This is a genomic window from Azospirillum sp. B21 (assembly GCF_008364825.1).
Classification (GTDB): domain Bacteria; phylum Pseudomonadota; class Alphaproteobacteria; order Azospirillales; family Azospirillaceae; genus Azospirillum.
Window position 1 is genome coordinate 107162 of sequence record NZ_VTTO01000002.1, and the last position, 20704, is coordinate 127865.

At 66.7% G+C, this 20704-nt stretch carries 22 protein-coding genes; 7 read left to right on the top strand and 15 right to left on the bottom strand.

Translation table 11 applies throughout. The annotated features are described in order from the left end of the window. Nucleotides 1-61: 61 nt before the first annotated feature. The gene (locus FZ983_RS05295; RefSeq protein ID WP_149222546.1) at nt 62-628 is read right to left on the bottom strand and encodes a response regulator transcription factor; all 567 of its coding nucleotides are present in this window, start codon (nt 626-628) and stop codon (nt 62-64) included. Further along, the gene (locus FZ983_RS05300) at nt 615-1892 is read right to left on the bottom strand and encodes an ATP-binding protein (RefSeq protein WP_247883593.1); all 1278 of its coding nucleotides are present in this window, start codon (nt 1890-1892) and stop codon (nt 615-617) included. The genes FZ983_RS05295 and FZ983_RS05300 overlap by 14 nt, the downstream gene beginning before the upstream one ends. A gap of 213 nt (nt 1893-2105) precedes the next feature. On the opposite strand from FZ983_RS05300, the gene FZ983_RS05305 reads away from it, so the two are divergent. The 3 genes from FZ983_RS05305 to FZ983_RS05315 are packed head-to-tail and all read left to right on the top strand — an operon-like array spanning nt 2106 to nt 3961. Beyond that, the gene (locus tag FZ983_RS05305; RefSeq protein WP_149222548.1) at nt 2106-3155 is read left to right on the top strand and encodes an MFS transporter permease; all 1050 of its coding nucleotides are present in this window, start codon (nt 2106-2108) and stop codon (nt 3153-3155) included. A 48-nt stretch (nt 3156-3203) separates the two neighbouring features. Then, nucleotides 3204-3611, top strand: a complete 408-nt coding sequence (locus FZ983_RS05310; RefSeq protein ID WP_149222549.1) for a hypothetical protein — start codon at nt 3204-3206, stop codon at nt 3609-3611. 11 nt (nt 3612-3622) lie between these two features. Next, nucleotides 3623-3961, top strand: coding sequence for a transcriptional regulator (locus FZ983_RS05315; protein ID WP_211102868.1), 339 nt, complete (start codon nt 3623-3625; stop codon nt 3959-3961). Between the two features lie 8 nt (nt 3962-3969). Here the strand turns inward: FZ983_RS05315 and FZ983_RS05320 are convergent, their stop codons facing one another. From FZ983_RS05320 to cyoA, 5 genes are read right to left on the bottom strand one after another with little or no spacing between them, the layout of a single operon-like run. Continuing rightward, entirely contained in the window at nt 3970-4752 is a 783-nt protein-coding gene (locus FZ983_RS05320; protein WP_149222551.1) for an SURF1 family protein, read from the bottom strand. Next, complete coding sequence (cyoD, locus tag FZ983_RS05325; protein ID WP_149222552.1) at nt 4749-5159, bottom strand: cytochrome o ubiquinol oxidase subunit IV; 411 nt, start codon at nt 5157-5159, stop codon at nt 4749-4751. Before cyoD ends, FZ983_RS05320 begins: the two co-directional genes overlap by 4 nt. Next, nucleotides 5156-5794, bottom strand: a complete 639-nt coding sequence (cyoC, locus tag FZ983_RS05330) for a cytochrome o ubiquinol oxidase subunit III (protein WP_149223046.1) — start codon at nt 5792-5794, stop codon at nt 5156-5158. Before cyoC ends, cyoD begins: the two co-directional genes overlap by 4 nt. A gap of 24 nt (nt 5795-5818) precedes the next feature. Further along, nucleotides 5819-7816 carry a cytochrome o ubiquinol oxidase subunit I gene (cyoB, locus tag FZ983_RS05335; RefSeq protein ID WP_149222553.1) on the bottom strand — a complete coding sequence of 666 codons (1998 nt, stop codon included), beginning with the start codon at nt 7814-7816 and terminating at the stop codon, nt 5819-5821. 14 nt (nt 7817-7830) lie between these two features. Next, a complete protein-coding gene (gene cyoA, locus FZ983_RS05340; protein WP_188092249.1) occupies nt 7831-8940 on the bottom strand; it encodes a ubiquinol oxidase subunit II in 1110 nt (369 codons plus the stop codon). A 181-nt stretch (nt 8941-9121) separates the two neighbouring features. Between cyoA and FZ983_RS05345 the strand changes: the two genes are divergently transcribed. Next, complete coding sequence (locus FZ983_RS05345) at nt 9122-10432, top strand: MFS transporter (RefSeq protein WP_188092250.1); 1311 nt, start codon at nt 9122-9124, stop codon at nt 10430-10432. A gap of 22 nt (nt 10433-10454) precedes the next feature. Here FZ983_RS05345 and FZ983_RS05350 read toward each other — a convergent pair whose 3' ends face one another. After that, on the bottom strand, nt 10455-11561 hold the full coding sequence (locus FZ983_RS05350; protein ID WP_149222554.1) for a mechanosensitive ion channel domain-containing protein: 1107 nt from the start codon (nt 11559-11561) through the stop codon (nt 10455-10457). A 186-nt stretch (nt 11562-11747) separates the two neighbouring features. Here FZ983_RS05350 and FZ983_RS05355 point away from each other — a divergent pair, with 186 nt between their 5' ends. Continuing rightward, entirely contained in the window at nt 11748-12167 is a 420-nt protein-coding gene (locus tag FZ983_RS05355) for a hypothetical protein (RefSeq protein WP_149222555.1), read from the top strand. 24 nt (nt 12168-12191) lie between these two features. Here the strand turns inward: FZ983_RS05355 and FZ983_RS05360 are convergent, their stop codons facing one another. The 7 genes from FZ983_RS05360 to FZ983_RS05390 form a co-directional block, all read right to left on the bottom strand. Further along, a complete protein-coding gene (locus FZ983_RS05360; protein WP_149222556.1) occupies nt 12192-12695 on the bottom strand; it encodes a hypothetical protein in 504 nt (167 codons plus the stop codon). Continuing rightward, entirely contained in the window at nt 12692-14194 is a 1503-nt protein-coding gene (locus tag FZ983_RS05365) for a nitrilase-related carbon-nitrogen hydrolase (protein ID WP_247883594.1), read from the bottom strand. The genes FZ983_RS05360 and FZ983_RS05365 overlap by 4 nt, the downstream gene beginning before the upstream one ends. A gap of 26 nt (nt 14195-14220) precedes the next feature. Then, nucleotides 14221-14775, bottom strand: a complete 555-nt coding sequence (locus tag FZ983_RS05370; protein WP_149222558.1) for a cyclase dehydrase — start codon at nt 14773-14775, stop codon at nt 14221-14223. A 9-nt stretch (nt 14776-14784) separates the two neighbouring features. Continuing rightward, nucleotides 14785-15957, bottom strand: a complete 1173-nt coding sequence (locus tag FZ983_RS05375) for a zinc-dependent alcohol dehydrogenase (protein ID WP_149222559.1) — start codon at nt 15955-15957, stop codon at nt 14785-14787. A 98-nt stretch (nt 15958-16055) separates the two neighbouring features. Then, a complete protein-coding gene (locus FZ983_RS05380; RefSeq protein WP_149222560.1) occupies nt 16056-16673 on the bottom strand; it encodes a hemerythrin domain-containing protein in 618 nt (205 codons plus the stop codon). Between the two features lie 103 nt (nt 16674-16776). Next, nucleotides 16777-17940 (bottom strand): glycosyltransferase family 87 protein, encoded by a 1164-nt coding sequence (locus tag FZ983_RS05385; RefSeq protein ID WP_211102869.1) that lies wholly within the window; start codon nt 17938-17940, stop codon nt 16777-16779. 557 nt (nt 17941-18497) lie between these two features. Beyond that, nucleotides 18498-18803, bottom strand: coding sequence for a hypothetical protein (locus tag FZ983_RS05390; protein WP_149222562.1), 306 nt, complete (start codon nt 18801-18803; stop codon nt 18498-18500). 170 nt (nt 18804-18973) lie between these two features. Between FZ983_RS05390 and FZ983_RS05395 the strand changes: the two genes are divergently transcribed. Both FZ983_RS05395 and FZ983_RS05400 read left to right on the top strand, forming a co-directional pair. After that, complete coding sequence (locus FZ983_RS05395) at nt 18974-19561, top strand: DUF1003 domain-containing protein (RefSeq protein WP_149222563.1); 588 nt, start codon at nt 18974-18976, stop codon at nt 19559-19561. 196 nt (nt 19562-19757) lie between these two features. Beyond that, a complete protein-coding gene (locus tag FZ983_RS05400; protein WP_149222564.1) occupies nt 19758-20375 on the top strand; it encodes a metal-dependent hydrolase in 618 nt (205 codons plus the stop codon). The last annotated feature ends 329 nt before the right edge of the window (nt 20376-20704 follow it).

The window sequence follows — 20704 nt, forward strand, 5'->3', positions numbered from 1 at the left end:
AGAGCGGCGGCAGTCCCTCCCCCGCCCAGCGGGGGAGGTTAGGTGGGGGCAAATCAACCCCTCAAGGCACCCGCTTCTTCTCCAGCTTGCGGGCCAGCGTGCGGCGATGCATGCCCAGCCGCCTTGCCGTCTCCGAGATGTTGAAGTTGGTCTCCACCAGCGTTTCGTGGATGCGTTCCCACTCCAGGTTCTTGATCGAGGTGCTGCGGGCGGAGGGGGCGATGGAGGTGTCGCCTTCGGTGCGGTCGAATGCCGCCTCGATGTCGTCGGTGTTGGAGGGCTTGGCCAGATAGTGGCAGGCGCCGAGCTTGATCGCCTCCACCGCCGTGGCGATGCTGGCGAAGCCGGTCAGCACGACGATGCGGGTTTCCTCATCCGCCTCGTGCAGCTCCTTCACGCATTCCAGGCCGGAGCCGGTGGCGAGCTTCAGGTCGATCACCGCGTAGTCGGGATCCACCGTCTGCAGAAGCTCCCGCATCTCCTCCAGCCCGGCGCAGGCATGCACCTCGTAGCCGCGGCGTTCGAAGGACCGGCGCAGCGCGCGGGCGAAGGCGGCGTCGTCCTCGACGATCAGCAGGGTGCGGTCGCCGCCTTCAAATTCGGTCGTCTCCAGCTCAGTCGTCTCCATCGGAGCCTCCCGGCGACAGGGCGGCCAGCGGCAGGGTCAGCGTGACGGTGGCGCCTCCGCCGACGCGGTTCTTGGCCGAAACGGTGCCGCCCAGCTTGCGCAGGACATTCACCACCAGGAACAGGCCGAGCCCGCTGCCCGGCCGCTTCTTGGTGGAGCGGTAGGGCTTGCCCAGCTCCTCCAGGATGGCGGGATCGAAGCCGGGGCCGGAATCGTTGACCGCCACCACCAGATTGTCGCCCTGCCGCAGGGCGGCGACGCCGATCCAGCCCGGCGACGCCTCCATCGCATTGTCCAGCACGTTGAACAGCACCTGCTTCAGGGCGAGGTCGGCGATCATCCGCTCCTGCGGGCCGACGGTGTTGTCGTACTCGAAGCGGCCGGGAGAGCGGCTGGACAGCCAATCCTGCACCAGATCGTCGAGGAAGCCCTTCACCGTGGTGCGCACCGTTCCCTCGCCGCGCGCCTCGCCCGACGACAGCAGGATGCCCGACACGATGGCCTTGCAGCGGTCGATCTGGTTCTGCATCTCCGCCATCTCGTCCGCAAGGTCGGGGTCGGATTTCAGCGACGGCATGCGGCGCCAGTCGTTGAGGATCACCGACAGGGTGGCGAGCGGCGTCCCCAGCTCGTGCGCCGCGCCCGACGCGAGCAGGCCCATGCGGACGATGTGCGCCTCTTCCATGGAGCGCTGGCGCAGTTCGGCCAGATAGGCGTCGCGGGCGCGCAGGTTGCGGTTGATCTGGGTGAGGAAGGGGACCAACAGGCTGGCCGCCAGCACGAAGCAGATGAACATCCCCTGGATGTGCAGGCTGAACAGCTCGCCCTCATGGGAATGGGGCAGGGGAAGCGGCTGGTAGGTGCCGGTCAGCCAGGTGAAGCCGGCGGTCGCCACCAGCACCAGCGCCCAGGCCGACCATGCCTCCAGCAGCACGGCACCCAGCGCCACCTGAAGAAGATAAAGCGAGATGAAGGGGTTGGAGGCGCCACCGCTGAGATAGAGCTGCAGGGTCAGCGCCCAGACGTCGATCAGCAGCTCCAGGAAAAGCTGTGTGTTGGAAACCGCCGAACTGCGGCGGATGTGGATCAGGCTGGCGATGTTCAGCGCGACCAGGACGAAGATCACCGCCGCCATCGGCAGCAGCGGCAGCCGGATGCCCATCTGCAGATGGACGATCAGGATCGTCACGATCTGCCCGACGACGGCGAGCCAACGCAGCTGGACGAGCAGGAACAGGTTTTTGCGGTCGGTGGTGTCGCGCACGAAAGATGTCCTGTTCCTCACCCGGTTCATCAGCCCACCGACTTATATAGAGAGTTACCGGCGGGAGGGGAGCTTTGTGGGCTATTTCCGGTAAGCCAAAAGGCGTTGGCCCATATCGACGCAGGCGAGGGCTTGGCCGTTGACACTCTGCGTTTCAGAGTATAGTTACTCTGCATTACAGAGTGACGCCGCCAGAAAGCCAACGGAAACCCGATGTCCGACAGCCTGTCCCAGCGCCTGGACGCCATTCACTCCATGCTTTCGGCCGGGCACCGCAATCTGCGGATCGAGCGGCATACCCTGATCCTGTGGGGGGTGACGGGAGCGGCGCTGCTTCTTCTCAGCGACCACATCTTCACCCCGGCGCAGTTCACGGACGTGACGCAGCAGGCCGTGGCGTGGTTGCTGCTGCTCACCTTGTCGTTGGGCGGGGTGGCCGTGCTGGACTGGCAGCTCACGCGGCGGGTCAAGCGGCATAGGGACGAGGCATGGTCCTTCATCCACCGGCAGGTGCTGAAGGTCTGGTGGCTGCTGGTGGCACTGGGCATCCTGATGACCTTCGCCACCTTCTTCTTCGGCGGCGGATACATGGTGTGCGCGGCCTGGGTGGTGCTGATCGGCCTTGGCCTCTATGTGCACGGCCTGTTTTCCGAGGAGCTGCTGGAGTGGATCGGCGTGCTCGCCATCCTCACGGGCATCGCCAGCCTCGTCTACCGGCTTGATTACGGCATTATCCGGCTGATCGCGGCGTCGGTGTTCGGGCTGGGGCTGCCGCTTCTGGCGCTGATGCTCGACCGCGGCCGGACGCGGCCGTCCTGGCACCGCATGGCGCAATCCGCCGCCTGGATGCTGGTGGTGCTCGGCGTGCCGCTCGCCTTGCGGCACCACGGCGATTTCGGCGCCCCGGCGGATGCGCCGGCCCTGACCTTCGACGCCTTCCGCAAGGGGGAAGGTGCCGTGGGGCGCCATATCCTCACCCTGCCGGCGGGCACGCCGGTTCCGGTGGAGATCCGCGTGAACGGCAACATCTTCCGCAACGATCCGGCCACCATTCTGCCCCTGACCCTCGCCAAGCCGGTGCAACTGGTGCTGGAGAACGGCGTGCCGACCGGAGACGCCCGTTTCGACGGCGAGCCCTGGATGCGCGGCACGGCCGGCCTCTGGCTCCATGTCCCCAAGTTGGAGGGCGATCTCACGCCGGACCGCGGGCCGGTGATCCGTGCCCCGGTGAACGCCAACTCCATGGCCGATCCGCAGCGCTGACCGGCCTTTTCCCTTCCCTTTTCCTATCCATACCCTCAGGAGAATGACATGCCCCGGATTTTGACCGCGGCCCTGCTGGCCGCCACGGCGACGCTTGCCGGCTGCGCGGGCTTGATGCCGCCGCCGGGTGCCGACGAGATGGCGAAAATTCCGGTTGTCCGCTATGGTGAGGCACCGTCGGCCGGCGGCGATTACGTGCTGCTCTACCCGGCCGGCGCGCCGCTGCCGGTGGTGGCGTCGGTTTCCGGTTCGCTGCTGTCCAAGCCGGGCCTTGCGCGGATGGAGGTCGCCACCAACCGTGACGTCTATCTCTACAAGAGCTGGCTGAGCTTCGACGGAAAGAACTGGATGTCCGCGACCCGGGCGGTCGGCGGCGAGTTCGCCATCACGCTGCCCGGCGAGGCCGACAGCAAGGCGCCCGGCACGATGTCGGCGCGCTTCGACCTCAAACCCTAAATGGACCCATTGTGGATACGCTCGATCCTTTGCTGCACCAACCGCTGCGCACGCAGGTCGCCGCCTTTCTGGCCGGTGCCGGCGAGGCGACCTTCACCGAGCTGAAGCAGCGGTTGGAGGTGTCGGACGGCAACCTCGACTCGCATCTGAAGAAGCTGATCGCGGCAGGATACGTGTCGGTCCGCAAGGACACCGGGGAGGGTCGGCCGCAATCGAGCTACGCCCTCACCCCCGTCGGGCGGGAGGCGCTGCACGGCTACATCGCAGCCCTTCAGCGCCTGCTGCCGCTGGACAAGGTTGCGGCCCCGGCACCGGGGGGAACCCCGTTTCTGAGGCCGCGTACCCAATAAGGTCAGCGTTACGCCCGTCTGCGCCGCAACTCGCTGCGGATCACGAACAGGACGGCGGCGATCAGCATCAGGTCCAGCGCGAACCAGGTCAGCGCATAGCCGAGATGGCTGTTGGGGAAGCTGACGACGGTCAGGCCGCCGACCGGCCAGCCGCCGGGATTGCGGGTGGAATCGGCATCGATGAAGTAAGGGGCGAAATAGGGGGCGACTTCGGCCACTCCCTTGGCCGCAGCGATGGCGGCGACGTCGCGGGAATACCAGCGGCCGGCGGCCGGGTCGTTGCTGCGCAGGAAACCGCCCTTCGGTTCGGTGAGGCGCAGAAGGCCGGCGACGGTCACCGTGCCCTGCGGCTGTCCTTCGGCGCGGGTCGCGGGATCACGCTTTTCCGGGGGCACGAAGCCGCGGTTGACCAGCACGGTGAAGCCGCGGTCGGTGACAAGCGGCGTCAGCACCCAGAACCCGCCGCCCAGGTCGGAAACCGCCTGCACCAGGGTTTCGCGGTCGTGCAGGAAATGGCCGGTGACGGAAACCCGGCGGTATTCGTCCGACGCGGCGGAGACGGCGGGCCAGGACTCCGGCCCCGGAGCGGGGACGGGGGAGGCATGGATGCGCGCCTCCACCCGCTCGATCAGGTCGAGCTTCCAGACGCGCCGTTCGAGCTGCCAGACGCCGAGCGCGGTCAGGCCGGCGATGCCGGCCAGCGCCAGAAGGCCGAAGAGGGCCAGCGCCCAAACCGGGCGGGCCCCCTTGGCCGTGCCGCCCGCGTGGGGCGCGGACGGCTGTCCGGTCACGGCAGCTTACTCATGTCGGGGGTGGTCATGCCGGGCATCATGTTGTGGTTCATGTGGTACATGACCCACAGCGAACCGGCGAACATGATGACCACGACGATGATCGTGAAGATCATCGCCAACATCGACCAGCCGCCCTCGACGCGGCCGTTCATGTGCAGGAAATACACCATGTGGACGAGGATCTGGACCACGGCCAGCCCCAGGATCACGGCCGTGGTGGTCGTGTTGTCCAGCGTGCCGGTCATGACCAGCCAGAACGGAATGACCGTCAGGATCACCGACAGGACGAAGCCGGTCATGTAGCTGCCGAAGGTGCCGTGGGCGCCTTCGACGTGGCCGTGGTCGTCGTGGCCGTGACCGTGGCCCTGATGGGCGTGGTGGTCGCCGTGCGCGTGAGTGCTCATCGCAGCATCCCCATCAGATAGACATAGGTGAAGACGCCGATCCAGATCACGTCCAGGAAGTGCCAGAACATGCTGAGGCACATCAGGCGCCGGCGGTTGGCCGGGATCAGGCCGCGGCGGGCGACCTGGACCATCAGCGTCACCAGCCACACGCTGCCGAAGGTGACGTGCAGCCCGTGGGTGCCGACCAGCGTGAAGAAGGCCGACAGGAAGGCGCTGCGGCCGGGGCCGGCCCCCTCATGGATCAGGTGGGCGAACTCGTACAGCTCGATGCCGAGGAAGGCGAGGCCGAACAGCAGCGTCACCGCCAGCCAGCCCTGGGTCTGGGCGGTGCGACCCTTCTCCATCGCCAGCATGGCGAAGCCGTAGGTGATGGAGGAGAACAGCAGCATGGCCGTGTTCAGCGCCACCAGCGGCAGGTCGAACAGTTCCTTCGGCGTCGGACCGGCGGCGTAGCTGGTGCCCAGCACGCCGTAGGTCGCGAACAGCACCGCGAAGATGAGGCAGTCGCTCATCAGGTAGATCCAGAAGCCGAGCGCGGTGCTGGCGGCTTCGTGGGCGTGCTCGTCTCTTACATAGAAGACGGGCGGGGTGGCGTCGCGCGGGGCATCGTGCCCCGCGTGGCCGCCATGCATGGCTTCAACGGTCGTCGTCATGCTTTACACCTGTCCCGCGAGCAGACGGGTCCGCTCGTTCTCGGTCGCCACGACCTCCTCCACCGGGATGTGGAAGTCGCGGTTGTAGTTGAAGGTATGGCTGATGGCGACCACCAGCAGGCCGATGAAGCTCAGCGCCGCCAGCCACCAGATGTGCCAGACCAGGGCGAAGCCGAGCGCGGTGCTGATGCCGGCCAGGATCACGCCGGTGCCGGTGTTGGCGGGCATGTGGATCGGGCGGTAGCCTTCCAGCGGACGGGCATAGCCGCGCTTCTTCATGTCCCACCACGCGTCATTGTCGTGGATCACGGGCGTGAAGGCGAAGTTGTAGCCCGGGGGCGGCGAGGAGGTCGCCCATTCCAGGGTGCGGCCGTCCCACGGATCGCCGGTGACGTCGACATACTGGTTGCGCTTCAGGACGCTGACGGCGATCTGGACCAGGAAGGCACCGATGCCGATGGCGATCAGGACGGCGCCGACGGCGGCGATCTGGAACCAGATCTGCAGCGACGGGTCCTCGAACACGCGCAGGCGGCGGGTGACGCCCATCAGGCCCAGGACGTAGAGCGGCATGAAGGCGACGTAGAAGCCGATCACCCAGAACCAGAAGGACACCTTGCCCCAGAACGGATCCAGGCGGAAGCCGAAGGCCTTGGGCCACCAGTAGTAGATGCCGGCGAACAGGCCGAACAGCACGCCGCCGATGATGACGTTGTGGAAGTGGGCGATCAGGAACAGGCTGTTGTGCAGGACGAAGTCGGCCGGCGGAACCGCCAGCAGCACGCCGGTCATGCCGCCGATCACGAAGGTCAGCATGAAGGCGATCGTCCACATCATCGGCAGCTCGAACCGGATGCGGCCGCGGTACATGGTGAACAGCCAGTTGAAGATCTTCGCACCCGTCGGGATCGAGATGATCATCGTCGTGATGCCGAAGAACGAGTTCACGCTGGCGCCCGACCCCATGGTGAAGAAGTGGTGCAGCCACACCAGGTAGGACAGGATGGTGATGACGACGGTCGCGTAGACCATCGAGGTGTAGCCGAACAGCTTCTTGCCGCAGAAGGTGGAGGTTACCTCCGAGAAGATGCCGAAGCAGGGCAGGATCAGGATGTAGACTTCCGGGTGGCCCCAGATCCAGATCAGGTTCACGTACATCATGGGGTTGCCGCCCATGTCGCTCGTGAAGAAGTGGGTGCCGACATAGCGGTCCAGCGACAGCAGGACCAGAACGGCGGTCAGGACCGGGAAGGAGGCGACGATCAGGACGTTGGTGCAGAGCGAAGTCCAGGTGAAGACCGGCATCTTCATCATGGTCATGCCGGGGGCGCGCATCTTCACGATCGTGCAGATCAGGTTGATGCCCGACAGCGTCGTTCCGACGCCCGCCACCTGCAAGGCCCAGATGTAATAGTCGACGCCGACGTCCGGGCTGGCCTCCAGACCCGACAGCGGCGGATAGGCCAGCCAGCCGGTGCGCGCGAACTCGCCCACGAACAGCGAGGCCATGATCAGCACGGCGCCGCCGACGGTCATCCAGAAGCTGAAATTGTTCAGGAACGGGAAGGACACGTCGCGCGCGCCGATCTGCAGCGGCACGACATAGTTCATCAGCCCCGTCACCAGCGGCATGGCGACGAAGAAGATCATGATCACACCGTGGGCGGTGAAGACCTGATCGTAGTGGTGAGCGTTGAGGTAGCCCTCGCTGCCGTTGAAGGCGATGGCCTGCTGGGCGCGCATCATGATGGCGTCGGCGAAGCCGCGCAGCAGCATGATCAGGCCCAGGATCATGTACATGATGCCGATGCGCTTGTGGTCGACGGTGGTGAACCACTCTTTCCACAGGTAGCCCCACAGCTTGAAGTAGCTGAGGGCCGCCACCAGCGCGATGCCGCCGAGCATGACCGCGAAGAAGGTCGCGACCAGGATCGGCTCGTGATAGGGGAAGGACTCCAGGCTCAGGCGCCCGAAGAGGAAGGTCGTCAGTGTCTCAAGCATGCCGGTGTGCCCAATCAGGGATTGGCCAGCCGCTGCGGCCCGGCCTGGGAGGCGGACGCGCTGATCGGCGTGACGGTGGGGCGCTGCACGGCGCCCGAGTTTGCGGCGGCTTCGACCGCCTCGGCGACGGTGCACAGGCCGGTCGGCTGCGTGTCCGGGAAGCCGGCCAGCGTGTTGGCCCGCAGGATCCCGTTGGCCGCGGCCATGCCGCCGGCGTTCAGCCCGCCCGCACGGTCGATGGCGGCCATGTCGCTCATGCACATGGTGCCGGGGCGCACGCACAGGTTCACGACGGCGTTGAACAGCTTCGGATCGACGGTGCCGAAATGCTGGACCGGAACCGCCTCGCTCGGCTTTTCAAGCGCGATGTAGGCATTGCGGTCGAGCGAACCGCCCGCGGTCTTCACCTTGGACACCCAGCCGTCGAAATCCTGGTCCGACAGGCCGAGGAAGGCGAAGCGCATGTGCGAGAAGCCGGCGCCGCTGTAGTTGGACGAGAAACCCTTGTAGGTCCCCGGCTCGTTGATCACGGCGTGGAGCTTCGTCTCCATGCCCGGCATGGCGTAGATCATGCCCGCCAGCGCCGGAACGTAGAAGGAGTTCATCACCGTCGACGCGGTGAGGCTGAAGCGGATCGGCCGGTCCACCGGCGCCGCCATCTCGTTCACGGACGCGATGCCGTATTCGGGATAGACGAACAGCCATTTCCAGTCGAGCGCCACCACCTGCACGTCCAGCGGCTTCACGCCGGCCGGCAGCGGCTTGTCGGCCGCGATGCGGTCGAGCGGACGGTAGGGGTCGAGCTTGTGGGTGGTGACCCAGGTGATGGCCCCCAGGCAGATGATGATCAGCAGCGGGGCTGCCCAGATCACCAGTTCGAGCTGCGTCGAATGGTCCCAGTCCGGTTCGTAGCGGGCTGTGTTATTCGACTGACGGTAACGCCAGGCGAACAGCACGGTAAGCGCCATGACCGGGACAATGATCAGCAGCATCAGCAGGGTGGAGATGACCACAAGGTCTCCCTGCTGGCTGGCAACGTCGCCGGCCGGGTTCAGCACGACCAGGTTGCAGCCACTCAACGCCGCCATCACTGGCAGCAGGGCGATTGCGCGATAACGGCTCAAGGCAGGACCTGTATCAAAGGTTTGCTTTGGGGAGACAGCTAGCGTCCATGCCCCAGCGGCGACATTGGACAATTTGTCCAATGCCCCGACTCCTGCGCGCTTGACAGGCCACCGAATGTTGCGGTGACATATTGTATGATCTACGGATCATCGCAAGCGAAATAACGCAGCCGGGGCCGACATGATGAATCCATCGATTGCGGCGGTCGAACGGGATGCGAGGCTGGTGAACGCGCGGCATCACGGGGTGAATCCCGGAGAAATTGCCATCGGCGTGATCATCGGCCGAACATCCGAGTTTTTCGACTTCTTCGTTTACGCCATTGCTTCCGTGATCGTCTTTCCAAAGCTGGTGTTTCCCTATGTCGATCCGCTGACGGGCACCCTTTGGTCTTTCGCCATCTTCGCGCTGGCCTTCGTCGCGCGGCCGATCGGCACCTTCATCTTCATGGCCATCGACGACAATTACGGGCGTAGCGCCAAGCTGACCATCGCCTTGTTCCTGCTGGGCGGGTCGACGGTGGCGCTCGCCTTCCTGCCGGGATATGAGGCGATCGGCGTCGCATCCGCCTGGTTGCTGGCGCTGTCCCGCGTCGGGCAGGGCGTGGCGCTGGGCGGCACCTGGGACGGGCTCGCCTCGCTCCTGGCGATGAACGCGCCGCAGAACAAGCGTGGCTGGTATGCGATGATCCCGCAGCTGGGCGCGCCCATCGGCCTGATCGTGGCGAGCGGTCTGTTCGCCTACATGGTCAACAGCCTGTCGGCGGAGGATTTCTTCGCCTGGGGCTGGCGCTATCCCTTCTTCGTCGCCTTCGCCATCAACGTGGTGGCGCTGTTCGCCCGCCTGCGTCTGGTCCAGACGCCGGAGTTCGAGCGGCTGTTCACGAACCGCGAACTGCAGCCCGCTCCGGTGGTGGAGACGCTGCAGATGGAGGGCAAGCGCGTGGTGATCGGCGCCTTCGCGCCGCTGGCCAGCTTCGCCCTGTTCCACATGGTCACCGTCTTCCCGCTGTCCTGGATCTTCCTGAACGCGCAGCATGAAACCGGGGCGTTTCTGGTGATCGAGGTGATCGCCGCCGCCTTCGGGATCGCCGCCATCGTCGCGTCCGGCTATATCGCCGACCGGGTCGGGCGGAGGACGTTGCTGGGCAGTTGCGCCGCCGCCATCGCGGTGTTCAGCGGCTTCGCCCCGCTGCTGCTCGACGGCGGCCAGACGGGCGAGGCGGTGTTCATGGTGGTGGGCTTCGTCATCCTCGGCCTGTCCTTCGGCCAGTCGTCGGGGTCGGTGGCGTCGGGCTTCAGCCAGCAATACCGCTACACCGGTTCGGCCATGACCTCCGATCTGGCCTGGCTGTTCGGGGCGGGCTTCGCGCCCTTCGTCGCGCTGTACCTGTCCGCCCAATTCGGGCTGGTCGCGTCCGGCCTCTATCTGCTGTCGGGTGCGGTCTGCACGCTGGTGGCGCTGCGGGTCAACAAGACCCTGTCTTCGTGACGGTCCTGTCCAACGGGCGGGCTCAGGCCCGCCCGTCGGTTCCCACTCGGACCTCCATGGGTGCCCGCCGTTCGCCGGCGGCACTCGAAGCGGAACGCGCCAGATCCAGCCGTTCGCGCGGCAGCGATCCCGGATACCGCTCCGTCAGGAAGCCGATCATCTCCTCGCGCACGAGGCAGCGCAGGTCCCAGGCCGTGCCGGCATCAGGGGCGCTGACCAGGGCGCGAAGCTCCATCGTGTGTTCCTTCAGGTCGGTGACCTGCAGGTTCCAAACCCGCTTGTCCCACAGGCTGGTGCTGTCCAGCACCTTGCGCAGATGGTCGCGCAGGGCCGGGATCGGCACCGAGTAATCGACATACAGCATCACCGAGCCCAGGATGTTCGGCGCGTCGCGGGTCCAGTTCTGGAAGGGCTTCTCCAGGAAATACCCCAGCGGAACGATCAGCCTCCGGTCGTCCCAGATGCGCACGACGACATAGGTCGAGGTGATCTCGTCGACATTGCCCCACTCGCCCTCGACCACCACCGAGTCGCCGATTCGGATCGGCTGGGTCAGCGCGATCTGGATGCCGGCGATCAGGTTGGCGATGGTCGGCCGGGCGGCGATGCCCAGCACGATGCCGGCGACGCCGGCCGAGGCGAACAGGCTGATGCCGATGGTCCGCACCAGCGGCACGGTCATCAGCATGAAGCCGGCGGTGATGCCCAGGACGGTCAGCAGGGCCAGCCGCCGGAACACCGTCAGCTTGGTTCGCCGCCGCCGCCATTCGAATCCGCGCTCGTTCGGGCCACTGCGGTCGAGATAAGCGTCGAACACCGCCCCGACCTTGGCGGCGATGGCCCAGCCCAGCGCGCCGATGAAGCCGATGCCGACGGCGCGCGCCAGCATCTCCATGGCGGTGGGCGGCAGCGGCAGCGCCGGCACCGAGGCGAGAAGGGCCGCGAACACCATGGCGAAGCGGGTGGCGGTACGGCCGGCCATGACGACCCGGCTCAGCACCGGTGCGTTGGTCGGACGGAACAGCCGTTGCAACACCCGCCACACCACCTCGTGGACGGCGATCGCAATGGCCACGGCGACGACCGGCGCCAGGAAGGCGGCGACCGTGGAGGAGATCGGAAATTCCATCGGTTCCTGCTGATCCGGTTCCTGCTGATCGATGAGACGAGAGCGCGCGGCGCCCCGGTTCTTACGGGCTTAAGAACATGCCGGCCGGGATTTGGTTCGGGGGGCGACCCATGAGGCAACGCTTGCCCGGAGAGGGTCCGCCGCCAATCTTGCAGGGTGAGACAACCGGAAAAGGCGACCAGACCGATGCAAGTCCCATCCCGCGCGACCACCCCGGCGCCGATGCGCAAGCGGCTGCCGCTCGCCGCGCTGGCCCTTCTGGCGGGCCTGTCCGCCTGCGCCGGGATCGAACCCGACTTCCGCAAGCCGGGTGCCCAGCGCCTGACCGGGCCGGAGGTCTCCACGCTGCTGGGCGGCCATACGTTGAGCATCGTCAACCCGCGCGGCAAGTCCTACATCAACCGCTTTTCCAAAGATGGGTCCATCGTCATCTCCGGCGCCAAGGGCAACGAATACGGGCGCTGGACGGTCAACGGCGACCGCTATTGCCTGACGCTGGACGCGGATCCCCGCCAGCAATGCATGGAGATCTACCGGCTGCCCGACGGCCGCTACCAGATGGTCAATGCCGACGGGACGCTGCGGAACACGTTCCAAGTGGAATGAGGACAGATGGACCGACGCCGACCGTCAGCCGGTCCGAAGCGCGTTGACCGTCAGCCGCCCCGCTGGCCAGGAGCGGACGAGGCCGGTGGCGCGCAGCTCCGGCAGGGCGCTTCCCACCTCCTCCGCCGACAGACCGGTGGCTTCGACAAGGGCGGGGCAGGTCTGCGGGCCGGAGCCCAATGCCGAGAGGACCGCGGCGGCCGGCGTGCCGGGGGCGCGGAGGGCATCGGCCGAACGGGGCGGGGTGCGGCCGCGGGCGGCGGCGATGGTCAGCGCCAGCGCCCGCAACTGTCCCAGGCGGTGCATCGCCTCGCTGCCCAGCCCTTCCGTCAGCGACAGCGCCGTGTGGCAGCGCGCGACCAGCCGGGCGAGCGTGGCGAGGTCCTCGGTCCGATTCGCCACCATGGCGGCGACGGTCTCCTGCGCCAGTGTTTCCAGTTCGGCGTCCGCGACGGCCCAGTCCTGTCGGCCGACGGCCTCCAGAAGCGCGTCGGTCAGAGACCGCAGCGCCGGCTCCAATGCGCTCATTCGCTGCTCTCCTCCTGTTCGGGATCGGCCGGTTCGGGATTGGGGAGGGCGGGCCAGCGGGCGGGTGTCCAGCGGGAGCAGACATAGCCGGGGGACGGGTCGGCCAGTGGCAGGGTCAGGCAGGCGATGCGGGGCGCGCCGGCCTGGCTGGCGCGGGGCTGGAACAGCAGGGCGACGCCGCAGTCCCCGATGAGCTTGTCCTCTTCACCATTGGCGCGGCAGTAGCGGTTGAAGCGGTGCGACAGCGCCATGCTGTTGGCGACGATCACCCGGCAATAGCCGGCGCGCGACGAAGCCCCGCCTTCCTTCGCCTGCCAGCGCTCGGTGGTCAGGCCGCTGTCCATCACGGGGGTGACCAGCCAGTCCACCATCATGCCCGACGCGATCCAGGCGCTGGGCTCAGAGCGCCCCAGATCCTCGCAGATGGCGATGGCGAGCCGGCCGAGGTCGGGCAGTTCGAACAGGGTGAAGCAATCGCCGGTCTCGATGTCCTCGCGCGCGCAGTCCAGCAGCCGGCCGTTGCGGTCGCGCAGGTCGTAGGATCGGCACTGGTTGCTGTCCAGGTCCCAGCAATGCAGCTTGGTCTGGCTGCCGATCACTGTGCCGCAGCGGTCGAGCAGCAGCGCCCGGTTGTGCGGCCGTCCACCGTCTTCCGCCTCCTCCTTCACGCCGACCAGGGCGTAGCGGATCGGGCCGTCCACCGCCTGGGCACGCAGCGCCCCCCGGATCGCGTCCAGCGTGCCGGTCCCGACCGACACCTCGGGGAACAGCACGAAGGTGGCGCCCTGCTCCGCCAGTCCGGCGATGGCGTCGGCGGCACGGCGGCTGAAGTCGCGTGGGGTGGGGTCGTACCAGTCCTCGCCGTCGCGGCGGAATTGGCGGATGGCGAGGTCGTCCTCCGCCTCCGCCAGCGGGACGACGCCGATGACCGGCGTCCAGGCAGGGTCGGCCGGATCCTGATCGGACACCGCGGCGATGCGGCGATATCGGACGGCGATGCGGCGGTCCGGGTCGCCATCGCGCTCGGCCTCCATCGTCAGGCCGGGCGGCACGACCAGCAGGGCGGAGAACAGGTCGACCGGATCGAAAGCGTCGGGATCGGCGCCCGGCGGCGCCGTCTCCCGGATGTTCATGGCGCGCGCCAGCAGGCCGGGACGCAGGATCAGATGTCCGTCCGCCGGGTCGGCGTTGAAGCGGCCGTCGCGGGTCAGGCGGCGGCGCGCCTCCAGCCGTTCGGCGGGGAGCGGGTCGTCGGCCGCTTGGACATCGAAGCGGGAGGCCATCGGTGAGAACCACCCGTCGATGGCCTGCGCCGCCGCGAGAACCCGGTCGAGGTCCATTCCGTCCCCGACCCACCTCTCCAGAACCGCGGCGCCCCTCTGCAACTGCGCCGCCGCGTCCATGGCCAGCCGGCCGGCCCGCGCGTGGTCCGCCTCCAGCCCTCGGGCCAGGGCGCGGACCTCGTCGCGCCGTTCCTCCAGCGGGCGCCACAGCGCCATGAACAGGTCTGCCGGGTGCATCTGGGTCAGGAGGTAGCCGTCTGACTCTGGGCAGTCTGGCCTTGCGCCGGCTGGAACTGCAGGATCCTTGGCGTCCGCATGTCCTCGCCGATGGGGGCGTCGCTGGCGGCGCCGCGCATGGCGGAGACCGAACGGGGGAAGCCGCTGCGGTCGCTGTAGTCCGGCACCGGCAGGCTGCGGTAATAGGCCTCCTCCTGGTGCAGCTTCTGGGCGCAGACCACGTCCAGCGCCGTCGCCGCCACCACCGCGCCAAAGGCGATGCGGGCGTTGCCGGCGCGCGGATTGTCCTCCATGCCCGCCACCAGCGTTGCCATGTCGACGGCGTCGCCGGCGATGCGGCTCCAGATCCAGGGCTTGGGATCGCCGAGAGCCAGCAGGCCGACGCCCGCGGTGATCTCCCGCACGCCATAGGCGCGGATCAGGTTGGTCTTGTCCTCCATCCCCATCCAGCGGGCGATGGTCCGGCCGGCCATCAGTTCGGCGACGCCGAGGCCGATGCTGAACCAGCCGAGCCCGCGGGCGAGGTTGTCTCCGGTGGAGGAGCGGTTGTAATAGGCCATGACGTCACCTCAGGGCTTGAGGACCACCTTGATGCAGCCGTCCCGCTTGTCGCGGAAGGTCTTGTACATCTCGGGGCCCTGGTCGAGCGGAACGGTGTGGGTGATGACGAAGGACGGGTCGATCTGTCCTTCCTGGATGCGGTTCAGCAGGTCGTCGGTCCAGCGGTTGACGTGGGTCTGGCCCATGCGCCAGGTCAGGCCCTTGTTCATCGACATGCCGAAGGGCAGCTTGTCGATCAGCCCGCCATAGACGCCGGGGATCGACAGCGTGCCGGCCGGGCGGCAGACATAGATCATCTCGCGCAGCACATGGGCGCGGTCCGATTCCAGCATCAGCGCCTGCTTGGCGCGGTCGTACATCGAATCCAGCGTGGCGGTGGCGTGCGCCTCCATGCCGACGGCGTCGATGCATTTCTCCGGACCCTTGCCGCCGGTCAGCTCGTTCAGCCGCTCGACGACGCTTTCCTCTTGGAAATCGATGGTGATGGCGCCGCCGGCCTTGGCCATCGCCAGCCGTTCCGGCACGCAATCGATGGCGATGACCTGCTTGGCGCCGAGCAGGATGGCGCTGCGGATCGTCATCTGACCGACCGGGCCGCAGCCCCAGATCGCCACCGTGTCGTCCGGCTGGATGTCGCACTGGGCGGCGGCCTGCCAGCCGGTGGGGAAGATGTCGCCCAGGAACAGCACCTGCTCGTCGGTCAGCCCGCTGGGAATTTTGATGTGGGTGCGGTCGGCCATCGGCACCCGCACATACTCGGCCTGCCCGCCGGCATAGCCGCCGGTCAGGTGGGTGTAGCCGAACAGGCCGGCGGTGGTGTGGCCGAAGACCTTGTCGGCCAGCGCCTTGTTGCGGTTGGAGCGCTCGCAGACCGAGTAGTTGCCGCGCTTGCACTGGTCGCACTCGCCGCACCAGATGGTGAAGGGAACCACCACCCGCTCGCCGACCTTCAGCGCGCTTTTGGCCTCTGAACCCACCTCCATCACCTCGCCCATGAACTCATGGCCGACGATGTCGCCCTTCTCCATGCCCGGCATGACATTGTCGTGCAGGTGGAGGTCGGACCCGCAGATGGCGCAGGTCGTCACCTTGACGATGGCATCGCGCGGATGCTCGATCTCCGGATCCGGGACCGTGTCGCAGCGGATGTCGTTGGCGCCGTGCCAGACCAGTGCTCTCATCGATCTCTCCCCAACTTTCGCCTTCGTTACGGTTGCGTTCAGCAACAGGACCGGTGGGCGGAGCGTTCCGGTGCCGGCCCCTTACCGAAAGGCGATGATCAGAGGATCAGCGCCTTTTCGCGGGCGACGCCGCCGGACATGGTGGCGGTCTGGCTTTCGTCCAGGCTGTTGCGCAGGGCGGGAAAGTCGATCTCCTCTTCCTGCCGGATATGGCCGTCGATGATGCGCTTCAGGTCGAGCGCCACGGCCAGCCAGTGCGGATCGTCCTTCGGCGTCTGTTCCAGCGTGAAGAGATGCATCTTCATTTCGGCATGCTCGCCGTAGAGATGCTTGGCGTCCTCCTCCTTCCGCGCCTGGTCGTGCAGCATGGGATAGACGACGTCCTCCTCCGCCATGGCGTGGGCGGCCAGCCGGCGCTTCAGGCGCAGCAGCAATTGGGTGCGGCGGCCGGGCGCGTCGATGGGCGTCTGCACCATCTCCACCAGCAGCGCCTGGATGTGGCGGTGGTCGTCGATCAGCGCGTCGAAACCGTCGCGGCCCGCCGACGCGCGGGCCGATCCGGCGAGCTGCGCCACCACCGGCGGCAGCAGCCGGCTCGCCACCAGCGCCAGGGCCGCACCGCCGGCCATCATCGCCAGCCCGCGGGCCGACATCCAGCCCGTGCCGTCCTCATGGGAATGGCCTGCTTCCGGATAGCGTGGCGTGTAGCGTGGCATGACTGGGCTCCTTCCTGCCGGTTGGGTCATCTGGCCCACCAACAGGTGCGGAAGCCCCGGCGTTCCGGTGTGCGGCCGGGAGGCAGGCGGCGCGAACCGCGCGTCAGCCCGGCAGCGCCGCCCGAGGGAAGGACAGCGGCCGGTCCTGGCGAACCGGTGCCGCCACCCGCCACAGCACCGTCATGAGGATCAGCGTGCCGAAGAACATGTAGGATTGCAGGATGTTGAAGGGCGTGTCCGCCAAGGCGTTCGCCGGCTTGAAGGCGTCGACTGCGGTGAGAAGGAACGCGACGCCAAGGAGTTGGAAATTGCGGGTCGCCCCTTGTGGATTTTCCGCCGCGGTTCTGGCGACGGCGAGGAAGGCGATGGCGAAGGCGGGCAGCAGAATGCCGAAATGATGAATCCAGGCGACCGGCGATCCGACCGTGAAGCATATGCCGGCCATCGCGAAGGACAGGAGCCCGCCGTCACCGTCGTCATGCCGGCGCCAGAGCAGGCCGAATCCGATGAACAGCAGGCCGGACGACATGGTTGCCCAATAGACCAGCGGATGGTGCGGGGCGAAGGCGTCGCCCAGCCATTGCACATTGTTGCCGTTGTGGAGCAGCCGGTTCAGAAGCCCGTTCAGCGTCTGGTTGGAGTAATATCCCTCGCCATGCGCGCCGATGAAGGACAGGACGTCCAGATAGGTCAGCATCGGCTTCACCCCGTACAGCATCGCCGTCACCGCGGTGCCGACCGCCACGATGGCCGCCCAGCCCCCGGCGATCCGCCACTCCTTGCGCAGCAGCGCCCACAGCAGGAACAGCGACATCTGCGGCTTGATCAGCGTCGACAGGCCCAGCAGCATGCCGACCGCCCAGCGGCGGTTGCGGCTGTAGAGGATCGTCGACAGGACGAACGCCGCGTTCAGCCAGACCTGGATCTGGCCGACCGAGAATGCCTTCGCCACCGGGAAGAAGCCGAGCGTCGCGAGCACGCCGAGGCTGGCCAGCTTCAGACGCGAGGACAGCGTATCGGACGGGCCGGACAGTCCCAGCCGAGCTGCCAGGTCCAGCATGAGAATGCCCATGCCGAGCGCGGTGGCGCAGGTGAGGATGAGGTTGACCAAGATGTAGACCCGAAGGTGCAGCAGACCGACCGACGCCATCACCTCCATCGGAAGAAGGGAGGTCAGCGGATATTGGAACTTCACATGTTCGACGAAGAAGATCGCCTCATAGACATTCTCCCCGAGATGCCGATGCAGCCAGTCGAAGGCCTTCATCATCGGTTCCCAGGAATCCAGGGGAAGCCGGGCTGGCGATCCGACGAAAATCAACTGGAGGACATCGGAGATCGAACTCTCCGTCAGGCTGGTGGAGTCCAGAAACGGTTTGAGAACGAGATCGAACAGTACGATGATGAAAAGCAGGAACGCCGACGTGATTGCGACTGCCGACGTCAGCCGATTCGTGCCAATTGCCCTGCCAAAGTCCTGTTGCCCGCCAGCATCCATGCTCGCCCCTCCCAATCCCGAATATTATTGACGATTGACGGTGGCAAGGGCCGATGACGAGACGGCCGGCACATCCGATCTTTGATCGTCTGCTCATCGACGCTTCGCAGCGCTCGACGTTCGGAGCGGAAGGCTAGGTTAGTAAGCTGGCTTTTGGAACATGTCCCACCGGTTGTAGGCAGGATTAATGCCATTGTGTGGACGAAACATTTCCGTGCGCCGGAGCCATCATTAGGTCACGGTTCGACCGATGCCCCGGGCAAGTGCCGGATTCCGGCGAGGGCCTGAACGGGTGCGCTGAAGCGCTCGCCGGTATCAAACGACGGTCAACCCGGCTTGCCTTCCTCCCGGTTGCGCGGACGCTTGCCGGCATTGTCCTTCGGGGTCGGCGGGGCGGCGTGCTGGTCCGGCAGGTCGCGGCGCTGTCCGGTGCCCTCGCCGATGGTGACGGTGGTCGACGGTCCGCCGCCGACGGTGTGCGGCAGGTCGTCCGCACTGCCGGTTCCGACACCCATGCCCTGGCCGGCCCGGCCGGGGGTGACCGGCCCGCCACCCTGTGCGCCCGGATTGGGGCTGTCGGCGTTGGAGACCTGCCGGTCGCGATCCTGATCCTGGTCCTGGTCCTTGTTCATGCTGACCTCCCGGTTGGTGTTCGCCCTTCGGCCAACATGCCGTCCGGTCGGGAGTTCCGGACATGGTCGGACGGCGAGGGGCCGGAACGGTCGTCAGGGGCCGCGGTTGTCGGTTGGCGGCGGTGGGCGGCAGCGCCCGGACGGCCGCCGCGGAGCATGGAGATCCAACGATGGCAGATTTCTCGCAGACCGCCGCCGGCGCCGGGCGCAGCGGCGGCCCACCGACATACCCGCCGCCGCAGACCCCCGGTCTCAGTGCCGTGCTGGAGCGCAACATCCAGGCGCTTCAGGCCCGCCGCAAGCGGGAGGAGGTGGAGGCCACGCTTCAGGACCGTATCGCCGATGCGATCACCCGCTTCACCGGCAGCATGCGCTTCGTCTACCTGCATCTGGTGCTGTTCGGCGGCTGGATCCTGATCAATCTGGGTTGGATCCCGATCGTCAAGCCGTGGGACCCGTCCTTCGTCGTGCTGGCGATGATCGCGTCGGTGGAGGCGATCTTCCTGTCCACCTTCGTCCTCATCAGCCAGAACCGCATGGCCTCGGTGTCGGACAAGCGCGCCGATCTCGACCTGCAGATCAGCCTGCTGGCCGAGCATGAACTGACCCGGCTGGTGACGCTGGCCGCCTCCATCGCCGACCATCTGGGGGTGAAGACGGAGGTCGACGCGGAACTGGATGTCATTCGCCAGGATGTCGCCCCCGATGCCGTGCTGGACGAGATCGAGGCGACTCAATCGGAGAACAAGCGCAAATGACCGCCGGAGCGGCGCCATCCGGCAACCCACCGTTGCCGAACGCATGGAGGTTATGCGTTTAGGGAATCCCTCGGTCCTGCTTGCGATATTGTTCTGGAGGCGAAGAATATCCTAAAGTCATGCTACCCCCAATTCGGGCTTGGCGCAGACCACGTTCCGACAGAGACCAGCTTAAGGCCCCCGGTGACCGACGGTGATGGCGTCCTCTCACATAATCGTCGGTGGCGCCACCTGGTTCTACCTGTCGAACCGGTACGGGATGACCTTCGACCCGGTCGCCTTCGGCGCGGCGATTCTGGGGGCGCTGGCGCCGGACATCGATCATCCGAAATCGACTCTGGGACAGATGGTGAAGCCGCTGTCCACGGCGGTCTCCAACATCTTCGGACATCGCGGCGTCACCCATTCGGCCCTTGCCATCGGCGGATGCCTGTGGGTTCTGCATGAGCACGCGGCCTATCAGCACCTGCTGATCCCCTTCATCGTCGGCTATCTCACCCATCTGGCCGGCGACCTGCTGACGCCGGCCGGGCTGCCGCTGCTGTGGCCGATTAAGCGGCGGCGCAACTTCGCCCTGCCGGTGCTGAAGACGGGCGGATTTTCCGAACAGTTGGCGGTGACGCTGATGGCGGGCTGGATGATCTCCGGCCTGTTCGCCGGCGGCTGGCCGCAATTCCCGCTGGAACGTCCCTGGCGGTCCGTCGTCGCCGCGGCGCAGACCTATCTGGGGGAGAGCGGCATGGAGAAGGCCGCGCCGCCGGTCCCTGTGCGCAAGCCGCCGGAAAACAGCCGGCCTAAGCCGCTGAAGGGCTGAATCCCGGCCGTTCGGGCGCTCTGCCCCTCATCCCGACGAATCTGCGGAATCAAGGCTATCGCTTCCGCTGAGGCGTCGGCGACAGGGCTGTATCGCCGACATTTGTTCGGCAAAAACGAATGCGCAGGCTGGGAGGTCTCGAGAACAGGCCAGATGTTCTGGAATTTCGGTGTCATGCTCACAGTTTGTTCCGAATGATCGCGCATATTCAGAATTTAAATCGGTAAGATGGCGCAAATACCAGTTGGAAAGGATGTCGGAAAATCGGTTAGCCTGACAGGCATCGGATCGACCTCCGCAACCCGCCGGACATGGGCTTTCCGAAGCCG